This is a genomic window from Pyxidicoccus xibeiensis, from assembly GCF_024198175.1.
GTDB lineage: Bacteria > Myxococcota > Myxococcia > Myxococcales > Myxococcaceae > Myxococcus > Myxococcus xibeiensis.
Genome location: NZ_JAJVKV010000011.1, coordinates 260,953 through 282,197 on the forward strand (window position 1 = coordinate 260,953; position 21,245 = coordinate 282,197).

A 21,245-nucleotide genomic window follows, 5' to 3' on the forward strand; every position below is an offset into this window, starting at 1 on the left:
TGATGGGCCAGGCCAGGCGCAAGGAGAAGGAGAAGCAGCAGGAAGCCCCCCCGGAGCCCGCTCCCCGGCAGGAAGCCGCCCCCGTGCCCGACGCGTGGGTAAAGCCCCAGGGGTTGTCTCGCAAGGGCTGGGCCATCCTCGCGGGACTCATCCTCCTGATGCAGTTCCCGCTCATCCACTACGCGCTCTTCCGCGGCGACGCGGCGGTGACGGCGGCGGTGCCCTACTCGCAGGACTTCTCCGACCCGGCCGTGGTGAAGCGGGACTGGTTCTCCACCGGCGGCTTCTGGCGCACCGTGAATGGGGAGCTGCTGGCCCCGGGCGTGAAGAACAACCCCCTGTGGCTCCAGGCCCCGCTGCCGGACGACGTGGCCATCGAGTTCGACGTGCGGTCCGAGCCCCCGGAGGGCGACATCCGCGTGGAGCTGTTCGGCAATGGGGTGGACCCGTCCTCCGGCTACGTGCTGGTGCAGGGCGGGTGGAACAACTCCATGTCCGTCCTCGCCCGCCAGGACGTGAATGCCCCCACGCTGGACGCGCTCCGGCGCCGCGCCGCCCGCGTCGCCGAGTCCGGCGGCGGCAAGGGCGCCGACCTCGTGGACACCGGCGTCTTCAAGCCGGACACCAAGGTCCGCGTCGAGGCGCGCGGCAACCCCGTGCAGGCCGGCCGCACCTACCACTGGCGCATCGAGCGCCGCGGCACGCTGCTGCGCTGGTCCATCGACGGCGAGCCCGTGCTGGAGCTGGACGACCCGTTCCCCCTCAAGGGCGAGGGCCTGGACCGGCTGGGCCTGTCCGGCAACGAGTCTCAAATCTTCTTCGACAACCTGCGCGTGGACACGCCCGACCGCATGCCGGCCCCCGCCCCCGTGGCGCGCGCGCCGCTGCCGCCCCCCGGCCCCTACGCGGACAACTTCGACCGCGCCACGCTGGGTGACGCGTGGAACGTCACCAACCCCTCCGCGGTGAAGCTGGAGAACGGCGCCCTCGTGGTGGAGCTCATCCACAACCGCCCGGTGTGGCTCAAGCAGCCCATCCCCACCAACGCCACCATCGAGTTCGACGCCTGGACGGAAGACCCCCAGGGCGACATCAAGGTGGAGGCCTGGGGCGACGGCAAGTCGTTCTACGCGGGCGACCTGCGCCTGCAGTACACCGCCACCGGCTACGTCTTCATCTTCGGCGGCTGGCGCAACACCCAGTCCGCCATTGCCCGCCAGCACGAGCACACCAACGACCGCGCCGTGCGCAATGGCGCCGCCGTCGTCCCCGGCAAGCGCCACCACTTCAAGCTCACCCGCCGAGGCGGTGCCCTCGCGTGGGAGCTGGATGGCCAGCCCTTCCTCACCCTCCAGGACCCCGCTCCTCTGGAAGGCCCGCGCAACCAGTTCTTCGGCTTCTCGGGCTGGAAGACCCGCGTGCACTTCGACAATCTGAAGATTGAGCCGCTCTCCCCCTAGCGGCCAAGGAAAGCCACACGTGCGCAGAGTAGGAATCTTCGGCTGGGGCGTCGTCGCCCCCAAGTCCAGGAACATCGAAGCTTTCGAGCGGAATCTCTCCTCCGCCGAGAGCTGGCTGTCTCCCTTCAACGGCTTCGGGCCGGACAACTTCCTCGTCGGCATGCCGGAGTTCGAGCTGGCCGACTACAAGCCCTGGATTGACGCGCGCTTCCCGGGCAGCCGCTTCTCGCAGCTCGAGCGGAAGATGGGCCAGCCGACGCAGTTCGCCATCGGCGCCTTCATCCAGTCGCTCGCGCAGAACCCCGGGCTGGAGCAGGAGCTGCAGGCCCTGGGTCCCCGCGCCCACGTCTACGTGGGCACCGGCCTGGGCGACCTGCCCACCGTCCAGTCCATCTCCCTGGACCTGTACCGCGCGCAGCGCCGGTGGGACCGCTTCTGGGCGGCCCCGGAGCGCAACAGCGTCATGCGCCAGTGGCTGGAGACGCGCGAGCCTCTGCCGGGCCTGCCCCCCGAGCCCTCCACGACGGAGGAGGCCACGCGCGACGAGGCCGAGGACGCCTGGTGGCACTTCTGGGCCGGCCGCTCCGTGGAGCTGCGCGAGTACCTGTCGGAGCTGCGGGAAATCGAGGCCATCGGCGTGCCGGAAGACGGCGACGTCGAGTCCGCCAAGCTGGCCGTCATCAAGGAGAAGCGCACCCGCAACGCCCGGCTGCAGAAGAAGTGGATGTCGCCGGAGCCGCCGTGGAACGCCGTCTCCTCCAACGTGCTGTGGAACATCCACAACACGCCCGCCTCGCAGATTTCGATGATGGGCCGCATCACCGGCATGACGTTCGCCCCGGTGGCCGCGTGCTCGTCCTTCGGCTACGGCCTGCGGCTGGCCATCAACGCGATTCAACTGGGCCAGGCCAAGGCCGTCGTCATGGGCATGACGGACCCGCCGCCGACGCCACTCGTCGTGGGCGGCTTCTACAACGCCCGCGTCATCTCCGCGGACGCCGCCGTCTCCAAGCCCCTCACCGCGCTGCGCGGCACGCACATCGCGGGCGGCTCGGTGGTGTGGGTGCTGGGTGACTTGGAGCACTTCACCGCGAAGGGCTTCAAGCCGCTGGGCATGGAGCCGGTGTCCGTGGGCGTCACCGCGGACGCGGACCACATCATCACCCCGTCCAAGGAAGGCCCCACGCTGGCCATCCGCGAGGCGCTGGCCGGCGCGGGCCTGTCTCCGGAGGACCTGGGCAGCTGGGATTTGCACGCCACCGCCACCCCGGGCGACTTCCTCGAGGTGCAGAACCTGCGCGACGTGCTGCCCGAGACGGTGCTGATTACCGCGCGCAAGGGCACCTTCGGCCACGGCATGTCCGCGGGCGGCGGCTGGGAGCTGACGGCCCAGTACCTGGGCTACGGCCAGGGCAAGGTGTACCCCACGCCGCTGAAGCAGGCGGAGCTCAACAAGCAGATTTCGCGCGTCCACGGCCGCTTCGTCTTCAACGAGCCGGTGGACGCGCCCGCGGGCTGCGCCGGCAAGCTGTCCATGGGCGTGGGTGGCATCAACGCCTGCGTCATCTCGCGCCCCTGGAAGAAGTAGGCCGGCGCGAAGCTCAGGGGTGGGCGCGCTTCGCGTCCTCCTCGAGCTTCGCGGCCCCCTCCGGGTCGATGCGCTGGAGCAGCTCCAGCTCCAGCTCCAGGTCCCTGGCGTAGCGCTGCTCGGTGGGCAGCTTCCCGCGCCCGCCGTTGCCCTGCAGGGACTCCTGGAGGTCCGCGCGCGTGCGCACCTTGCTGCCGTCCGTGTAGCCCACGCCGATGTCCTGGCTGATGCGGTCCCCGCGCATCACCCGCAGGACGCAGCCGCCGCTCGTGTGCCGCACGCCCTCCACGAGGAAGCGCGACGAGGAGACGGGCCCCAGGGTGCCGCCGCCCGAGTCCAGCCACTCCGTCTCCAGCACGTACTTGCCGGGGTTCTCCCGCCACGAGTAGCCCTTGTCGCGCAGGGTGGCCTGGACGTGGGGCCACACCTCCGCCAGCTCCTTGCGGTACACGTGGTTGGCCGCCAGGTCGCGCTGGTAGTTCTCGCGCAGCGTGCCCGAGCAGCCGGTGAGCGCCGCCAGCGTGGCGACGGCGAGACAGACTCCCGCGATGCGGGTGAAGCGGTACATTCGACGCCCCCTGGGTTCCGGACGAAACGAGTCCGGAAACCCAGCATACCGCGACTGCCCGGCGGAAGGCCCGGGGCCTTCGGAGCGGGCCCCCGTCAGCCCTTGGGCGTGGCGACCAGGTCGAAGTCGGGGATGTGCTCGCGCATGAACTCGCGCATCCGGTTGATGAGGGCCGCCTCGATTTGGCGGGCGCGCTCGCGGCTGACGCCGTACTTGTCGCCGATGTCCTGGAGCGTGAGGGGCTCGTCCGAGGTGAGCCGGTTCTCGAAGATGTAGCGCTCCTTGCCCTCCAGGGTGCGGGCGAACTCGGCCAGCTTCTCGCGGAAGAGGGCCTTGAGCTGCTCGGCACCCAGCCGTTCGTCGGCGGGCATGGCCCCGGAGGGCAGGTACCGGTCCGCCCGCGTCGCGCCCGAGTCGTCATCCGCGCGCAGCGGCGCGTCGATGGACATCTCGTCGTGCCCCAGGCGCTGGTCCATCTCCACCACGTCCTGCTCGGTGACGTTGAGCCGCTCCGCCAGCAGCTTCGGGCTGGCCTCGAAGCCCTGGGAGATGAGCTTCTCCTGCTCCTGGCGCAGCTTGAAGAAGAGCTTCCGCTGGGCCTCGGTGGTCCCCAGCTTCACCATCTTCCAGTTGTCCATGATGTAGCGGAGGATGTAGGCCCGAATCCACCACGCGGCGTAGCTGCTCAGCTTCACGCCCCGCTCCGGGTCGTACTTCTTCACCGCCTGCATCAGCCCGATGTTGCCCTCCTGGACCAGGTCCAGCAGGGACAGCGGGTTGCGGTGGTACTCGTGCGCCAGCTTGACCACCAGGCGCAGGTTGGAGGCCACCAGCCGGTAGGCCGCCCCCACGTCCGCCGTGTCCCTGTAGTGCCGGGCAAGCTGGAGCTCCTCCTCCCGCGTCAGCAGCGGGTGGCGCTGGACCTCCGCCATGTAGGCCTGGAGGGGGTCCCTCGACGTGAGCCCCGACTCCCCCACCCGGGCCAGGGCCTTGGGAGGGACGATGGGGCCGCTGACGTCCGCCTCGGTCTCCACCTCCGCCAGCTCGGCGGGGTCCGGCTCCAGGGCGTCCGGGTCCGTCGCCGCCTCGGCCTGGGCCTCCTCGCCCTCCGGCTCGAGCACTTCCGCCTCGGCGGTGCCAGGGGCCGCAGGCCGCTTCGCACGGGACCGGGGGGTCGTCCCTTTGGTTCTCTTCCTCCCATTCGCCATGGGCGCTCCATACTCCAAAGTGCCGCGATTGTTGCCAGAGCGTAATGCAGGGGCTATGCCCATGCCTGATGAGCGACATCCAAGAGCCCACGCCGGGAACCCCGGCGCCTGACGAAGCCCCGACGCGTCCCGCCGAGTACGTCGCGGACATCGGCTTCGACGACATGAACCTCTCCGAGCCACTCCGCCGCGCGCTGGCGGAAGTCGGCTATACCCACCCCACCCCCGTCCAGGCCCGCGCGTTCCAGCCGGCCATGGAAGGCCGGGACCTCATCGTCCGCAGCAAGACGGGCACTGGCAAGACGGCCGCCTTCGGCCTGCCCCTGCTGGAGAAGATTCCCGCTGACGAGAAGAAGGTCCGTGCCCTCATCCTCTGCCCCACCCGCGAGCTGGCCATCCAGGTGGCGGAGGAGCTGAAGTCACTCTCCAAGTACAAGGGCGTGAAGGTGGCGGCCATCTACGGCGGCGCCTCCATGAAGCAGCAGGAGGACGCGCTCGAGGAGGGCACGCCCATCATCGTGGGCACGCCCGGCCGCGTGTTCGACCACATCAACCGCGGCAACCTGAAGCTGGACGGGTGTGACCACGCGGTGCTGGACGAAGCGGACGAGATGCTCAACCAGGGCTTCTTCGAGGAGGTCACCCGCATCCTCGACCGCCTTCCGAAGAACCGGCAGGTGCTGCTCTTCAGCGCCACCGTCCCCACGGACATCCAGAACCTCATCGCCCGCTACACGACGAACGCGGAGACGCTGCTGTTGTCCGGCGACGTCTTCACGGTGGAGCACATCCACCACATCCGCTACGACGTGTCGGAAGCCCTCCCCAAGCCGCGCCACCTCATCTACGTGCTGGAGAAGGAGGAGCCCCAGAACGCCATCATCTTCTGCAACACGCGGGATGACACGGCGCTGGTGACGGCGGTGCTCAACCGCAACGGCTTCGACGCGGAGCTGCTCAACGGAGACCTGCCGCAGAAGGAGCGCGAGCGGGTGATGGGCAAGGTGAAGCGCGGCGAGGTGGCCTTCATGGTCGCCACGGACATCGCGGCGCGCGGCATCGACATCTCCGGGCTGGAGTACGTCATCAACTACTCGCTGCCCGAGGACGCGGCGGTGTACCTGCACCGGGTGGGCCGCACGGGCCGCATCGGCAACAAGGGCACCGCCATCAACCTCTTCTCCGGCCGCGAGCTGGCCACGTTCACCACGCTGGAGAAGAAGTTCGGCATCAAGTTCGAGATGCGCGAGATGCCGGCGCCCGAGGAGGCGATGCGGCTGTGGACGGAGCGCCACGTGCGCGAAATCCACGAGGCGGCCAGCGGGTCCATCTTCGAGGGCTTCCTGCCCCTGGCCTCGCAGCTCAAGTCGCGCCCGGACGCGGACGACCTCATCGCCTTCCTGCTGAAGTACTTCTTCAGCCACCTGCGCATGGAGAAGGCGGCGGCGGCCTTCGCGGCCGAGGGGCGCGAGCCGCCCCAGCCGCGCACGTACGAGAGCAAGGAAGGCCGTGGCCGTGGCGGCGACCGTCGCGAGCGCGGCGGGGAGCGGCGGGGCGACCGCGAGGAGCGGCGCGAGCGGCCCGCGCGGGCGGACCGGCCGGAGCGCACCGAGCGTCCGGAGCGCACCGAGCGTCCGGAGCGCGCCGAGTCCCCGGACCGTGAGCGGCGGCCCCGGCGGGACGAGCCGCGGCGCGAGCGTGGCGAAGGCGCCCGCGGCGCGGCGGCCCTGGAGGCCGGCCCGGGCGAGGTGAAGCTCTGGGTCAACCTGGGGACGGCGGACGGCCTGGGGCCGGGCAGCATCGCCACGGCGCTGGAGGACGCGGGCGCGCCCCTGGGGAAGATGGTGCGCGCGGAGCTGCGCCCCACCTTCGCGTACGTCTTCGTGGCGGAGGATGACGCCGCCGGCTTCGAGGCCGTCAACGGCAAGCAGCACGGCACCAAGGTGCTGCGCGTGGAGCGCAGCAAGCCGCGCACCGAGCGCGAGGCCACGCCCCGCCCGCCCCCGTCCCCGGACGCGGGCCCCGGCGAGGCGAAGCTGTGGACCAACCTGGGCACCGACGACGGCATGGACGAGGCGAAGCTGCCCGCCGCGCTGGAGGCCGCGGGCGCCCCCGCCGGCAAGGTGCTGCGCGTGGTGATGCGGCCCACCTACGGCTACGCCTACGTGGCCGAGGCGGACGCGCTCGCCTTCGAGGCCCTCAACGGCAAGCCGCACGGGGAGAAGGCGCTGAAGGTGGAGCGCCACCGCCCGCGTGGCTCCCGCGAGGAGCGCCGGCCGCGCACCGAGTCGATGCCGGACCTGCCGGGCCAGACGCGCCTGTGGGTGGGCTTGGGCCGGCAGGACGGCCTGGACGAGGCCGGCGTCACCGCCGCGCTGGAGGCCGCGGGTGCCCCCGCCGGCAAGGTGGTGCGCATGGACCTGCGCCCCACGTATGCGTACGTCTTCGTCGCCGACGAGGACGTGGCGGGCTTCGAGGCCACCCACGGCAAGCTGCACGGTGACCGGGCGCTGAAGGTGGAGCGCGCGAAGAAGAAGTAGCGGGAGAGGCTCCAGCCTCTCCGCGAGGCTCGGAGCCAGCTCAGCCGCTGGCGGTGCTCGCGCCGGCCGCCTTCTTGCGCCGCTCCCGGTGGTAGTGGGCGGTGCACAGGCCCCGGGCGAGCACCGGCCGGACGCAGTCGGCCTCGACGCAGCGGGCGGACTCGGTCGGTGGCGCCGCTGCCACCGGCGCGGCGTCCTCGCAGAACAGCAGCTCCGCCACCGCCAGCAGCCGGTCCAGGTCCGCGCGCGACAGGTGGCGGGCCCGGACGAAGGCCTCCACCCGGTGCAGGCCGGCGTCCTGCGCGTCGTCCAGCCGCAGCAGCTCCCACAGGGGCAGCTCCAGCGCCGTGGCCACCTGGAGCAGCGTCTCGTAGCTGGGGCTGCGCTCGCCGCGCTCCAGCAGGGACGCGAAGGACACGGAGATGCCGCAGCGGGCGGCGAAGTCCTCCTGCGTGAGGCCCCGCCGCTCCCGCAGGGCGCGGATGCGCCGGGCCAGGCCCTGCAGGTGTCCGCTCACGTGGGAAGCCTCTGGCGGGCCGGGGGGCATAGGGCGTTTTCTATGGTAGCGCACCCCTTCTGTTAAGGTCTCGCGCGCGGTGAAGGCCCTCGTGCTTCGGGCCCGCCGCCTTCAGGAGTCTTCCGAGCCATGAGCGCCGTCGAGGGTACCAACTACTTCTTCCGCAAGGCCGCGCGGATCATGGACGTGGGCACCCCCATCGAGACGCTGCTCGCCACGCCGCTGCGCGAAGTGAAGGTCCAGGTCTCCATCGAGATGGACTCCGGGGAGATTCGCACCTTCCTCGGGTACCGGATCCAGCACGACAACAGCCGCGGCCCCATGAAGGGCGGCCTGCGCTACCACCCGCGGCTGGACCAGGACGAGTGCGCGTCGCTCGCCTCGCTGATGACGTGGAAGACGGCGGTGGTGAACGTGCCGTACGGCGGCGCCAAGGGCGGCATCGCCTGTGATCCGTCGCAGCTGTCCATCAAGGAGCTGGAGCGGCTCACCCGGAAGTTCGTGGACCAGGTGCAGGACGTCATCGGCCCCACGCGTGACATCCCCGCCCCCGACGTCAACACCAACCCCCAGGTGATGGCCTGGATAATGGACCAGTACTCGCGCTACCACGGCCACTCGCCGGCGGTGGTGACGGGCAAGCCGCTGGAGCTGTACGGCAGCAAGGGCCGCGAGGCGGCCACCGGGCGCGGGCTGCTCTACGTGTGCCGTGAAATCATGCGGGACCTGGGCCTGCCGGTGAAGGGCACGCGCTTCGCGCTCCAGGGCTTCGGCAACGTGGGCAGCCACACCGCGCAGCTGCTCTGGGAGGACGGCGGCGTGGTGGTGGCCGTCTCGGACGTGCTGGGCGGCGTGCGCAACCCGCAGGGCCTGGACATCCCCTCCCTCTTCGAGCACGTGAAGCGCACCGGCACGGTGTCGGGCTTCGGCGGCGGCGCGGCGTGCACCAATGACGACGTGCTGACGGCGGACTGCGAGGTGCTCATCCCCGCGGCGCTGGGCCACGTGCTCACCAAGGACAACGCCAACGCGGTGCGCGCCAAGCTCATCATCGAGGGCGCCAACGGCCCCACCCAGCCGGAGGCGGACGAAATCTTCGAGAAGCGCGGCATCTTCGTGGTGCCGGACGTGCTCGCCAGCGCCGGCGGCGTGACGGTGAGCTACTTCGAGTGGGTCCAGAACCTCCAGCACCTGTCGTGGGAGGAGGAGCGCGTCAACGCGGAGCTGGAGAAGACGATGAAGGAGTCCTACGAGCGCGTGGCCCAGGTGGCCCGCTCGCGCAAGGTCTCCATGCGGACGGCCGCCTACATCCTGGCCATCGGCCGGGTGGGCAAGGCCACCGTGCTGCGCGGCATCTGACGCACCCCGCCACGTCCGCCCGGTGTGGCCGGGAGGACGTGCCCAGCCGGGCGAAGGGGCGGCTGTCTCTTCCGCCCGGGGCGCGCTTCCGCTACACGCGGCCCCATGGTCACCCTCCAGGACATCCTGGCCGCGCGCGAGCGGCTGCGCGACGCCATCCGCCCCACCCCGTGCCCGCAGTCGGACTACTTCACGGAGCGCACCGAGTGCGCGGCGGTGTTCTTCAAGATGGAGAACCTGCAGCGCACCGGCGCCTTCAAGGAGCGCGGCGCGCTCAACAAGCTGCTGTCGCTCACCCCGGACGAGCGGCGCCGGGGCGTCATCGCCGCGTCGGCCGGCAACCATGCGCAGGGCGTGGCGTTCAACGCGCTGAAGCTGGGGGTGAAGGCCACCATCGTCATGCCGGAGCGCACGCCGCTCATCAAGGTGTCGCGCACGCGTGACGAGTACAAGGCGCGCGTGGTGCTCAAGGGCTCCAACTTCGACGAGTCCTACGCGGAGGCGCTGCGCATCCAGAAGGAGGAGGGCTCGGTCTTCGTCCACCCCTTCAACGACCCGCTCGTCATCGCCGGCCAGGGCACCATTGGCCTGGAGCTGCTGGAGCAGTGCCCGGACCTGGAGGTGGTGCTGGTGCCCATCGGCGGTGGCGGGCTCATCTCCGGCGTCGCCTGCGCGCTGAAGGAGAAGAAGCCCGGCATCCGCGTGGTGGGCGTGCAGACGGCCACCATCGCCAGCATGAAGGCGTCGGTGGAGGCCGGCCACCTGGTGGACCTCACGGCCGCGGGCACCACGATTGCGGACGGCATCGCGGTGAAGCGCGTGGGCGAGCTCACCTTCCCCATGGTGCGCAAGTACGTGGACGACGTGGTGGCGGTGGACGAGGAGGAGATCGCGGCGGCCATCCTCACGTTGCTGGAGCAGGAGAAGAGCGTGGTGGAGGGCGCGGGCGCGGTGGGCCTGGCCGCGCTGCTCGCCGGCGACGTGCCCCAGGCGAAGGGCAAGCGCACCGCCATCATCCTCAGCGGCGGCAACATCGACATGAACGTCATCAGCCGCATCATCGAGCGCGGCCTGGTGAGGGCCGGGCGCCTCGTGCAGCTCGAGGTCCGCCTGCCGGACCGGCCCGGCATGCTCGCGAAGCTCACGAGCCAGGTGGCCGAGCTGCGGGCCAATGTGGTGGAAATCCATCACGAGCGCGCCTTCTCCAAGGCGGGGCTGGGCGAGGCCATGGTGGAGGTGACGCTGGAGACCACCGGCCCCGCCCACATCGAGGAGCTGGAGCAGGCCCTGCGCAACCAGGGCATCCAGGTCGCCCGGAAGTAACGAGGGGGTGTCGCCCCGAGGGAGGGAGGGGGGCTTGCGTCCGCGCTCGGGGGCTCGGCCATACTGGAGGGCATGAGTTCCAGTGCCCTGCTCGCCGCCCTCCTCCTCGCCGCCGCCCCGCCCCCGTCCGCCCAGAAGGCCAGGGAGCTCGCCGCCAGCGGCTCCTGGGAGGAGCTGTACCTCGCCTTCGCTTCCGGTGACGTCTCGGGCGTGCCGGAGGCGCAGCGGCGCACCATCTCCGCCGCGCTGCTCAAGGGCTGCGAGGCCCTGCTGGGCGACGATGCGGTGATGGCGTACTCGTTGGGAGAGCGCGCCGCGGTGTACGACGAGTCCGCCGGGGCGCTGCGGTGCCTGGCGCGCTCCGCGCGCAAGACGGACCAGCGCGCGGCCGCGGAGGCCGCCCTGCGCAAGGGCCTGGAGCGCCACCCGAAGGACGGCAGCTTCGGCCTGGAGCTGGGCCGGCTGCTGCTGGAGGAGCAGGACTCCGCCGGGGCCCTGGCGGTGCTGGAGAAGGTGCCGCCCCGCTCGAAGGAGGGCGCCGAGGCGAAGCGCCTCATCCAGCAGGCCCGCGCGAAGACCAGCGAGGAGGGCGCGGCGCGGCGCGAGGCCGAGCGCCTGGAGCAGCGCATCAACGGCAAGACGGGAGCCGTCCCCGCGGGCGGCGGTGCCAGCCGCGGCGACACGCGCCCGGCCAGCCTCACCTACGAGTCCAGCACCGGCCCGGGCGGCATGCGCACGCGCGCCAACAGCCGCTTCGTCATCCGCTACTTCAACAACGAGCGCGACTTCGGGCAGCGCGCCGAATACGAGGGACAGGTCGTCTCCGCGCTCGACGAGGCCTACGACTTCACGCGCCGCATCCTCGGCGAGGTGCGCCAGGCGCCCGTGGATGTCATCCTCTACACACTCGCCGAGTTCAGTACCCACTTCGGCGCGCGCACGGCACGCGGGGTGGCGGGGCTCTACTCGGAGAACGCCATCCGCATCAACGACGCCGCCGAGCTGACGCAGATGACCAAGGCCACCCTGGTGCACGAGTACGTCCACGCCGCCGTGGACGACTTCTGCGGGGGCTCTGGCCACAACGTCCCCATCTGGCTCAACGAGGGCCTGGCCGAGTACGTCGAGTGGCGCTACCTGGGCGGCGATGACCCGCCCCGGCCGCTGAAGACGTCCATGACCGGCGCCGCCAAGGCCGGCAAGCTGCCGAAGCTGGAGGACCTGGCCCGGCGGCCCCTCATCTCCACCAGCAACCCGGGCATCGCCTATGGGGTGTCCGCACTCGCCGTGCGGGAGCTGGTGCGACAGGGTGGGACGGCCAAGCTCCTCACCCTCATCCGGGACGTGGGCCAGGGCACGAGCTTCGAAGCCTCCCTGAAGAGCCACTACGAGCTGAGCCTGGAGGCCCTGGACAAGGAGGTTCGGGACGCCCTCCAGTAGAGGGACCTGCCAGCCGAGCCTGGGCCAATTGGTTTACCCCTCCGGGGGAGTCCCCTACACTCGCAGCCCCCCCATTCACGCTGCGGCAGTAGCCGGGTCGTACGCTGTTCGCAGCAAGGTGACGGATGTCGGACACGCGCGCGGCGATGAGAGAGTTTCGCTTCCTGGATGAGAAGCGGAAGCTGGGAAGCCTGTCTCCAGTGGAGGAGGCTCGCTGGAGCGAGCTGCGCGGACTCCTGGGCGTTCAGGACGCTCCCGCCGTGGCCGACGCGTCCGCGTGGCAGCAGCAGGCCGCGCCGCAGGGCTACTACGCCGATGACGGCAACTGGTACCCCTACCCCGCCGACCCCGCGCAGCAGCCCCAGGGCTACTACGCCGATGACGGCAACTGGTACCCATACCCCGTCGACCCCGCGCAGCAGCCCCAGGGCTACTACGCCGATGACGGCAACTGGTACCCGTACACGGCCCAGGACTACGCGCAGCAGGGCTATGACCCGAACGCCCAGGCCTATGCGGGCTACCCGCAGCAGGGCGCGTACGATCCGAACGCGCAGGGCTACGCGGTAGACCCCGCGCAGCAGCAGGCCTATGCCGGCTACGCGCAGCAGCCCTACACGGGCTACGCGCCCCCGGCTCCCGAGCAGGATCCGCTGAACCTCAGCACGGACGACATCGACATCCCCGCGCTCAGCGAGCCCGCGCCGTGGATGCCCGCCGCCGTCACCGAGCCGGCCAGCGACTCCACGCACGAGACGCTGGAAGCGCGGTCAGAGCTGGCTGGCGACGAGGCCTCTTCGTCCGAGGACGTGCTCGAGGTGACGGAGTCGGAAGTCGCGCCCGAGGACACCACGCCGGACCCGTCCGCGTCGTTCGCGGACCTCGGCTCGGACCTGGGTGGCCAGGCCGCTGGGGCGCAGGACACCGAGGCCGCGCAGGAGGCCCCGGCCGAGCTCTCGTCCGAGCTGGACTTCTCGTCCGTTGGCGCCCCGGAGCAGACCGAGGCTCCTTCCGCCGCCCAGCCGGAGTCCTCGCTGGAGGCGTCGTTCGCCGACCTGTCGATGGAGGTCGAGTCGACGCCGGATGCGCCTGTCGAGACGGCGGCCTCCGAAGAGGTCGAGCTCGCCTCGGCCGAGCTGGAGGTGTCGTCGTCCGAGGTGGAGCTGCTCGACGCGACGGCCGAGAGCGAGCCGATGCTGGCCGAGGAGTCCTCTCCCGCGCCCATGGACGAGGCGTGGGCATCCGCTCCGCTCGCCGTGGAGTCCGCGCAGGCGGAGTCGTCGGACGCGAGCGACATCATCGACGTCGCGGAGATGGCGGAGGCGAACCCTGGCGCGCTCGACGCAAGCGAGGCTTCTTCCGCCGACACTGCTTCGGCGGGCGCGGAGCTCGATGCCTCGGACATGTTCGAGGCCGCGAGCCAGGAGGAGGCGGCCAGCGCCTGGGATGCGGGCACTCCCGCTGACGCGGAGCCTTCCACCGAGCTCGCGCTCGATGCGTCCGACATGAGCGAGGATGCGCCGGCCCAGACTCCCGAGCTCACGTTCGATGCGTCCGAGGTGAGCGAGTCGGCTTCGGCCCAGACGCCCGAGCTCGCACTCGATGCGTCCGACATGAGCGAGCCTGCGTCGGACAGCCTGACGGCGCAGACGCCTGAGCTCGCGCTCGATGCGTCCGACATGACCGAGGCGGCTCCGGGCCAGCTGGAGGCGCAGCCGCTCGAGCTCGACGCGTCCGACGTGAGCGAGGCCGCTCCGGAGTCGCTGGACGGTCCGGCGGAGATTGCGCTCGACGCGTCCGAGATGACCGAGGCGCCGTCGCCCGAGGCGGAGATCTCGCTCGATGCGTCCGACATGACCGAGGCGGCTCCGTCCGCCGAGGCGGGCGCGACGTGGGACGCCGGCACGCCGGCCTCGTCCGAGGAGATTTCGCTCGAAGCCGCGGACATGAGCGAGCAGTCCACGGCCGCCCAGGCCGCTGGCACCGAGGAGAACGTCCCCACGCTGGACCTGACGGCCACCGAGGTGACGGACTCCGCCGCTGCGGAAGGACTGGCGTCCGCGCAGGAGCCGTCCCTCGACGTCATGGACGTGGAGTCGGCTCCCGGCAGCGCCTGGGAGGCCACCGCCGAGAGCGCGGAGCCCCCCACGTTCGACGTGGCCGACCTCGGCACCGAGGTGCAGCCCGAGGCGCCCCTGGCGACGACGAACTCGCTGTTCGCCACCGCGGGGGTTCCCTCGCTCGAGCTCCGCTCGGTGCAGGTGGGCCCGGACCTTCAGGCGGACACCCTCGCGCTCGCTGGAGACCCGGTACCCGTCTCGCGTGAGTACGTGGGCACGCCCTCCGCGCAGGAGATGTTCGACCTGAGCGGCAACCCCGAGGAGGCTGTTCCTCTCGCGCCCGCTGGGGAGTTCGTGGAGTACAGCCGCTTCGCGGCCACGGACGATCGCGGTCTGGCGCTCGCGAACCACGAAGCGGCCGCCACCACGGACTGGAGCGCGGAGCCCGAAATCGAGACCGGCGCCGTGCCGCTGTCGAACGAGTTCCAGGGCAGCACCGAGTGGAGCGCGGAGCCCGCGGCCGAGTCCGACGCGATTCCGCTCGCGAGCAACGCGGAGTTCGCCGCGGAGATGGGGGCGACCGGCGCCGCCTGGAACGAGACCTCCACCCCGGAGCAGTCCGAGTGGGCCACCCCCGCCGAGGATGCGGCCTCCATCGAGCTCCAGCCCGAGTGGGTCTCGACCGAGTCTTCCGGAGTCGACGCGGGCACGGCTGCTGAATGGGCCGCCTCGCCCGAGGGCACCGGAGCTGCGTCCAGCACCGAGGCCGCTGCGCAGGCAGAGGACGCGCCCATCGAGCTGCAGCCAGAGTGGGCTTCGGCTTCCGAGTCTCCGTCCATGACGGCGGATGCGACGCCGGCCACCGCCGAGGCCGCGCAGTCCGAGTGGAGCGCCTCGGGAGAGACGGCGACCGTCGAGCTCCAGGCCGAGTGGGCCACGCCCATCGAGGAGGCTGCGCCCGTCAACGAGGCAACGCCCGAGGCGCAGCCCACGTGGGCGACGCCCGAGGCAGGCCAGTCCGGGTGGGAAGCGCCGTCGGCACAGCCAGTGGAAGCGGCCCAGCCCGAGTGGGCCACGCCGGTCGAAGAGGTCGCTCCCGAGGCCGTGCAGGCGGAGTGGAGCGCGCAGCCGGAGCAGAGCGCGGAAGCGGCCCAGGCCGAGTGGGCCACGCCCATCGAGGAGACCGCGCCCGAGACGGCACAGGCGGAGTGGACCGCACAGTCGGAGCAGGCCTCTGGAACGGCTCAGCCCGAGTGGGCCACGCCCGCGGAAGAGCTTGCCCCCGAGGCCGTGCAGGCCGAGTGGACGGCGCAGCCGGAGCAGTCGGCCGACGCGGCCCAGCCCGAGTGGGCTACGGCGGAAGAAGCCGCACCTGAGGCCGTGCAGGGGGAGTGGAGCGCGCAGCCGGAGCAGGCCGCCGAAGCGGCTCAGCCCGAGTGGGCCACGCCCGCCGAGGAGCTCACGCCCGAGGCCGCGCAGTCTGACTGGACCGCGCAGCCGGAGCAGAGCGTCGAAGGGGCCCAGCCCGAGTGGGCCACGTCCGCCGAAGGCCTCGCCGCTGCGCCCGCGCAGACGGACTGGTCCGCGCCTGAGACCGACGCGGCTCAGGCCGAATGGGAGACGCCTGTCATCGAGGCTGCTCCCGAGTCCGCGCAGTCTGAGTGGGCGACGCCCGCCGAGGCCAATCCGGAGGCTGCGCAGGCCGAGTGGGCCACTCCCGCCGAAGAGCTCGCGCCGGAAGCCGTCCAGGGCGAGTGGGCCACCGCCGAAGCCGCACCGGTTGCGGCTCAGCCCGAGTGGGCCACGCCTGCCGAGGAGATTGCTCCCGAGGCCGTTCAGGCCGAGTGGGCCACACCTGCTGGAGAGCTGGCTCCGGAAGCCGTCCAGGCCGAGTGGGCCGCGCCCGCTGAAGAGCTCGCGCCCGAGGCCGTCCAGGCCGAGTGGGCCACGCCCGCTGAAGAGCTCGCGCCCGAGGCCGTCCAGACCGACTGGTCCGCGCCCACGGCTGAAGCTGCGCCTGAGGCTGTCCAGACCGACTGGTCCACGCCCACGGCTGAAGCTGCGCCCGAGGCTGTCCAGACCGACTGGTCCGCATCCGCCGAGGAAGTCGCGCCCGAGGCCGTCCAGACCGAATGGGCCGCCTCCGCCGAGGAAGTCGCGCCCGAGGCCGTCCAGACCGAATGGTCCGCCACCGCCGAGGAAGTTGCGCCCGAGGCTGTCCAGACCGAATGGTCCGCACCCACGGCCGAAGCTGCGCCCGAGGCCGTCGAGACGGACTGGTCCACGCCCACCGCAGAAGCGGCGCCGGCCGTCCAGGCTGAATGGGCCACCCCCGCCGAGGAAGTCGCGCCCGAGGCCGTCCAGGCCGAGTGGGCGACTCCCGTGGAGGAGCTCTCTCCCGACGCCGTTGAGGCCGAGTGGGACGCGCCCACCGCCGAGGCCGCTCCGGCCTCCGAGTGGTCCGAAACCGCCGAGCCCGCCACCTCCTCTGACTGGAGCGCGTCGTCCACCGAGACGCCTGCGTCCGGCTGGTCCCCCAACGACACGCAGCCCACGTCCAGCTGGGAGTCCGCTCCCGTCGCCGAGGCCGCCCCGGTGGAGGAGCTCCAGCCCGAGTGGGTGACGGCCGAGGCCGAGCCCGCGCCGGAATGGAACGCGCAGCCCGCCGCCGCGCAGTGGAGTGAGGCACCGTCGGAGGAGATCTCCCTCACCGACACGGCCGCGCCCGCGCAGGCCGAGTGGAGCGACGCCCCCATCGAAGCGGAGCCGATGCTCGAGGCCACGCCCGTGGAGCCGGAGCCGGCCTGGGGCGCTGCCCCCGCCCAGGCGGAGAACGTCCCCTGGGAGCAGGAGCACGCCGCTCAAGCGCAGCCGTCGTGGCAGTCCGGTGGCACTCCCTTCGGCTCGCCGTCGCAGGACTTCTCCGAGCCGGAGCCCGAGCCCGCCGTCGAGGTCAGCCTCGAGGCCCCGCCGGCCGCGCCCCTCGAGGTGGAAGAAGTCCCCGTGGAGCTCGAGACGGAGATGGCGGAAATCGACCTCGTCGAGGAGTCCGTCGAGCCTCCGCTCGCGGCCGTCCCGCTGCCTCCGCCCCCCGCCGCGAGGGTTCCCGCCATCGCCGCCCCGCTGCCCAGGACGCCCTCGACCAGCACCCCGGTCGTCGTCCCCGCGCCCGCGCCTGTCGCGTATGCCGTGGCGGCCACCGCGGCCGGCCGGGCTCCCGTCGCCATGCCGGCCGCTCCGGTCCCCGCGCCGCCCGTCCAGGTCGCCTCCAACGTCCTCGCCTCGCGCGAGCCGCTCTTCGCCCAGCAGGCCGAGGTGGACTCGGCGCCCATCACCTCCTTCGTGGAGGGTGAGCACCGCGTCATCATCCACACCGTCGAAGGCCAGGTGAAGCGCGGCACCATCCGCGACGCGGACCTGCTCGACGAGGTCATCTCCCTGGAGCAGCAGAGCGGCTTCGCCCCCGAGCAGATTCCCGGCAAGCGGGTGAAGGCCATCTTCTTCATGCTCACCGCCGGCTCGCGCCAGCCGCAGGCGGAGGGTCAGAAGATTCGCGTCACCTTCAACGACGGCCGCCAGGTCGCGGGCTTCTCCCAGGACTTCAAGGGCGCCAACCCGGGCTTCTTCGTCATCCCCGCCGACCAGCGCACCAACACCGCCCGCATCTTCATCTACCGCTCCAGCGTGCAGGCCGTGGCGGAGGGCTGAAGTCCTCCGCGGCGCCCGGGGCCACCGTGCTCCGGGCGCGCGCCGTCTCGCGAAGTCACAGCCCGCAACGTGAAAGAGGGGCCCCCACTCGCGTGGGAGGCCCCTCCGTCATTCAGCGGTAACCGTGTCGCCTTCGGACTACTTCTTGCCCGCGGCGGCCGGGGCCGCGGCAGGCGCCGGCTGCTTCTTCACCAGGGACAGGTCCAGGTTCACGGTGACTTCCTCACCCACCGCCACGCCGCCCGTCTCCAGCGCCGTGTTGTAGGTCAGGCCGAAGTCCTTGCGGTTCAGCTTGGTGGTCGCCGTCACGCCCGTGCGGGTGTTGCCCCAGGGGTCCTTGGACTCCTTGGACGGGCCCGTGACGTCCAGGACGACGGGCTTGGTGACGCCGTGCATGGTCAGGTCGCCGGAGACCTTCAGCTTGCCCTCGCCGGCCTGCTCCACCTTCTTCGACTTGAAGGTGATGGTGGGGTGCTTCGCCGTGTCGAAGAAGTCCGGCGCGCGCAGGTGCTCATCGCGCTTGGCGTTGCCGGTGTTGACGGTGGTGGCGTCGAGGACGGCCTCCACGGTGGACTTGGTGATGTCCTTGTCGTCCACGTTGACGGTGCCGCTCTTCACGTTGAACGAGCCGTTCACGTTGGACACCATCATGTGCCGCACGGTGAAACCGGCGCTCGAATGGGAGCCGTCAATCTCGTAGTTGGCGGCAAACGCCAGGGACGGGACGGCAATCAGCAGGGCAACAGCGCTCTTCAGGGACGTCTTCATGAGGTGTGTACTCCTTGGGGAACTGCGATTTCAGCCGCGCAGCGCGAAGCTGCGCATGGACAAGGTTCCGTGATGGAAGCCCTCGAACACGGGGGTGAGACGGTCCTCGGGGAGGGCAGCACCGAGGACGAAATACAGGGGCATCAAGTGCTCGGCTCTCGGATGCGCGAGCCGCGCGTTCGGTGCATCCAACCATGCCTGAAGGCCGGAGAAGTCCCGCGCCTCCAGTCTCGCCGCCACCCAACCGTCGAACGCCTGCGCCCACGGCTCGACCGACGCCAGCTTGTCGTGGAAATTCAGCCGGCGCAGGTTGTGGACGATGCCGCCGCTGCCCATCAGCAGCACGCCCTGGCCGCGCAGCGGCCGCAGCACCTCGCCCACCCGCGCCACCTCCGCGGGGCTCGAGATGGTCGGCAGCGACACCTGCACCACCGGCAGCCTCGCCTGCGGGAAGGCATGGAGCAGCGGCACCCAGGCGCCATGGTCCAGGCCCCGCTCCGCGTCCGCCGCCGCGCGCAGCCCGGCCGCCTTCAGCCGCGTCACCACGTCCGCCGCCAGCGAGGGCTCGCCTGGCGCGTCGTACCGCAGGCGGTAGAGCGGCTCCGGAAAGCCGTAGAAGTCATGGATGAGGGGAGGCCGGGCGCTCGCGGTGACGCGCACCTCACCGGGCGTCTCCCAGTGCGCCGACACCACCACCAGCGCCCGTACCGAGGCCGCGCTGTCTCCCAGGGCCTTCAGCGACTGCGGGTACGCGTCCGCGTCCAGCGCCACCATGGGCGAGCCGTGCGACACGAACACCGCGGGCGCCACCGACGTGCTGGCGGACGGGCCCCCGCCGAGCACGCCCGCCACCCCGGCGGCCGCCGCGCCCTGCAGGACTTCCCTTCTGTCGAGACCGTCACCCATCGCGATGGGCTTGTACTGCAACCCCAGGACCAAGGCACGTAACACGCCAACCTGTTGGAATGACTCCGAGCTTCTGACGGGACGTGCACCCGGCCTCTCATAACGATAGAGAGACACATCACTCTGGAAGGGGGCTGTACAGCGTGGCTGGCCGTTTCGAGCTGGGCTTGACTGAGCTGCTGTCATTCGAGCCGGGGGGCGGGCCCATGCACTTCGCGGGGCAGCGGGTGCTGCTGATGGACCCGGTAGCGCTGGGGCTGCTGCGCAAGGAGCTCGTGGGCCTGCTGGGGATGACGGCGGCGCGCGGCATCTTCACCCGGCTGGGGTACGCGCATGGCTGGCGCACGGCGGAGGCCATGAAGACGGCGGTGCCGTGGACGGACGAGTCCGTCTGGCGGAGGGCCGGTGGGCGGCTGCACACGCTCCAGGGCCAGGTGCGCGTGGAGCGTGTGGAGCGCCATCCCGAGGAGGGCCCGGAGCCCTTCGCGGAGGCGCAGTGGCGCGACTCCTACGAGGCCGAGCAGCACCTGCTGCACCTGGGCCAGTCGGACCAGCCGGTGTGCTGGAGCCTCACCGGCTTCGCGTCCGGGTACATGAGCTACGTCAACGGCAAGCCCATCTACGGCACGGAGCTGCGCTGCGTGGGCAAGGGCGACGCGGCCTGCCACTTCGTGGGCCGTCCCGCCGAGGAGTGGAGCACCGAGTGCACCGAGGTGCTGCGCCTCTACGAGACGCAGTGCATGGAGGGCGTGCTGGCGCAGGTGACGGACGCGCTCAAGCAGGCCGAGCGCAAGCTGCGGGCGAAGCGCCAGTCCCTCGCACGCGCGGGCGTGACGGAGGACCCGGCGGGCATGGTGGCGCGCTCCGAGGCCATGCAGCGGGTCATCAACCTGGCGCGCCGCGCGGCGAAGGTGGACTCCACGGTGCTCGTCACCGGCGAGAGCGGCGTGGGCAAGGAGCGCATCGCCCGCCTCATCCACGACGAGTCCGGCCGCGCGCACAAGGCCTTCGTCGCCGTCAACTGCGCCGCCGTCACCGAGAGCCTGCTGGAGAGCGAGCTGTTCGGCCACGCCCGCGGCGCCTTCACCGGCGCCACCCACGACAGGGCGGGCCTCTTCGAGGCGGCGCACGGCGGCACCCTCTTCCTGGACGAGGTGGGCGAGGTGCCCGCGTCCATGCAGGCCAAGCTGCTGCGCGCGCTCCAGGAGCGGGAGGTGCGGCGCGTGGGAGAGAACACCAACCGCAAGGTGGACGTGCGCGTGGTGGCCGCCACCAACCGGGAGCTCGCCGAGGAGGTGCGCCTGGGCCGCTTCCGCCAGGACCTCTACTACCGCCTGCGCGTCATCGAGCTGAAGATTCCCCCGCTGCGCGAGCGGCGCGAGGACATCCTCCCCCTGGCGCGCGTGCTGCTCGCCGAGGCCTCCGAGCGGCTGGGCCGGAAGGTGTCGGGCCTGTCCCCCGAGGCCGCCGACCAGCTCCTGCGCTACCCGTGGCCCGGCAACGTGCGCGAGCTGGGCAACGCGGTGGAGCGCGCGGTGGCGCTGTGCGAGGGCCAGCGGGTGGAGCGGGACGACCTGCCCGAGGAGGTCCGCGCCGCGCCGCCCAGCCTCGTGCCCAACGGCAACCCGCGCCGGCTGGAGGACATGGAGAAGGAGTACATCCTCGCGGTGCTGGCGCGAAACGGCGGCAACCGGGCCCGCACCGCCGAGCAGCTCGACATCGGCGTGGCCACGCTCTACCGCAAGCTCAAGCAGTACGGGCACCCCGAAGCGGCCCACTGAGTCGAGGGCCGCGCCGGGG

At 71.5% G+C, this 21,245-nt stretch carries 13 protein-coding genes; 8 read left to right on the top strand and 5 right to left on the bottom strand.

Annotated elements, in window-relative coordinates:
• Positions 1–2: 2 nt before the first annotated feature.
• Positions 3–1,460 carry a DUF6250 domain-containing protein gene (locus LXT23_RS36590; RefSeq protein WP_253985059.1) on the top strand — a complete coding sequence of 486 codons (1,458 nt, stop codon included), beginning with the start codon at positions 3–5 and terminating at the stop codon, positions 1,458–1,460.
• 19 nt (positions 1,461–1,479) lie between these two features.
• Positions 1,480–3,048 (top strand): beta-ketoacyl synthase N-terminal-like domain-containing protein, encoded by a 1,569-nt coding sequence (locus LXT23_RS36595; protein ID WP_253985060.1) that lies wholly within the window; start codon positions 1,480–1,482, stop codon positions 3,046–3,048.
• A 13-nt stretch (positions 3,049–3,061) separates the two neighbouring features.
• Here the strand turns inward: LXT23_RS36595 and LXT23_RS36600 are convergent, their stop codons facing one another.
• Positions 3,062–3,616 (bottom strand): hypothetical protein, encoded by a 555-nt coding sequence (locus tag LXT23_RS36600; protein WP_253985061.1) that lies wholly within the window; start codon positions 3,614–3,616, stop codon positions 3,062–3,064.
• Positions 3,617–3,711: 95 nt separating this feature from the next.
• Complete coding sequence (locus LXT23_RS36605; protein WP_253985062.1) at positions 3,712–4,824, bottom strand: RNA polymerase factor sigma-32; 1,113 nt, start codon at positions 4,822–4,824, stop codon at positions 3,712–3,714.
• Between the two features lie 68 nt (positions 4,825–4,892).
• Here LXT23_RS36605 and LXT23_RS36610 point away from each other — a divergent pair, with 68 nt between their 5' ends.
• A complete protein-coding gene (locus tag LXT23_RS36610; RefSeq protein WP_253985063.1) occupies positions 4,893–7,364 on the top strand; it encodes a DEAD/DEAH box helicase in 2,472 nt (823 codons plus the stop codon).
• Positions 7,365–7,404: 40 nt separating this feature from the next.
• Here the strand turns inward: LXT23_RS36610 and LXT23_RS36615 are convergent, their stop codons facing one another.
• Positions 7,405–7,911, bottom strand: a complete 507-nt coding sequence (locus LXT23_RS36615; RefSeq protein ID WP_253985064.1) for a helix-turn-helix domain-containing protein — start codon at positions 7,909–7,911, stop codon at positions 7,405–7,407.
• 99 nt (positions 7,912–8,010) lie between these two features.
• Between LXT23_RS36615 and LXT23_RS36620 the strand changes: the two genes are divergently transcribed.
• The 4 genes from LXT23_RS36620 (at position 8,011) to LXT23_RS36635 (ending at position 17,771) form a co-directional block, all read left to right on the top strand.
• The gene (locus LXT23_RS36620) at positions 8,011–9,240 is read left to right on the top strand and encodes a Glu/Leu/Phe/Val family dehydrogenase (protein ID WP_253985065.1); all 1,230 of its coding nucleotides are present in this window, start codon (positions 8,011–8,013) and stop codon (positions 9,238–9,240) included.
• Between the two features lie 105 nt (positions 9,241–9,345).
• Positions 9,346–10,563, top strand: a complete 1,218-nt coding sequence (locus tag LXT23_RS36625) for a threonine ammonia-lyase (RefSeq protein WP_253985066.1) — start codon at positions 9,346–9,348, stop codon at positions 10,561–10,563.
• Positions 10,564–10,635: 72 nt separating this feature from the next.
• Positions 10,636–12,003: a peptidase MA family metallohydrolase gene (locus LXT23_RS36630; protein WP_253985067.1), complete on the top strand. Its 1,368-nt coding sequence runs from the start codon at positions 10,636–10,638 to the stop codon at positions 12,001–12,003.
• Positions 12,004–12,128: 125 nt separating this feature from the next.
• Positions 12,129–17,771, top strand: a complete 5,643-nt coding sequence (locus tag LXT23_RS36635; RefSeq protein ID WP_456106855.1) for a DUF6982 domain-containing protein — start codon at positions 12,129–12,131, stop codon at positions 17,769–17,771.
• Between the two features lie 138 nt (positions 17,772–17,909).
• On the opposite strand, the gene LXT23_RS36640 is transcribed toward LXT23_RS36635, so the two are convergent.
• Positions 17,910–18,539, bottom strand: a complete 630-nt coding sequence (locus tag LXT23_RS36640) for a YceI family protein (RefSeq protein WP_253985069.1) — start codon at positions 18,537–18,539, stop codon at positions 17,910–17,912.
• Between the two features lie 30 nt (positions 18,540–18,569).
• The gene (locus LXT23_RS36645) at positions 18,570–19,445 is read right to left on the bottom strand and encodes a dioxygenase family protein (protein ID WP_253985118.1); all 876 of its coding nucleotides are present in this window, start codon (positions 19,443–19,445) and stop codon (positions 18,570–18,572) included.
• Positions 19,446–19,588: 143 nt separating this feature from the next.
• Here LXT23_RS36645 and LXT23_RS36650 point away from each other — a divergent pair, with 143 nt between their 5' ends.
• Complete coding sequence (locus LXT23_RS36650) at positions 19,589–21,226, top strand: sigma 54-interacting transcriptional regulator (protein ID WP_253985070.1); 1,638 nt, start codon at positions 19,589–19,591, stop codon at positions 21,224–21,226.
• The last annotated feature ends 19 nt before the right edge of the window (positions 21,227–21,245 follow it).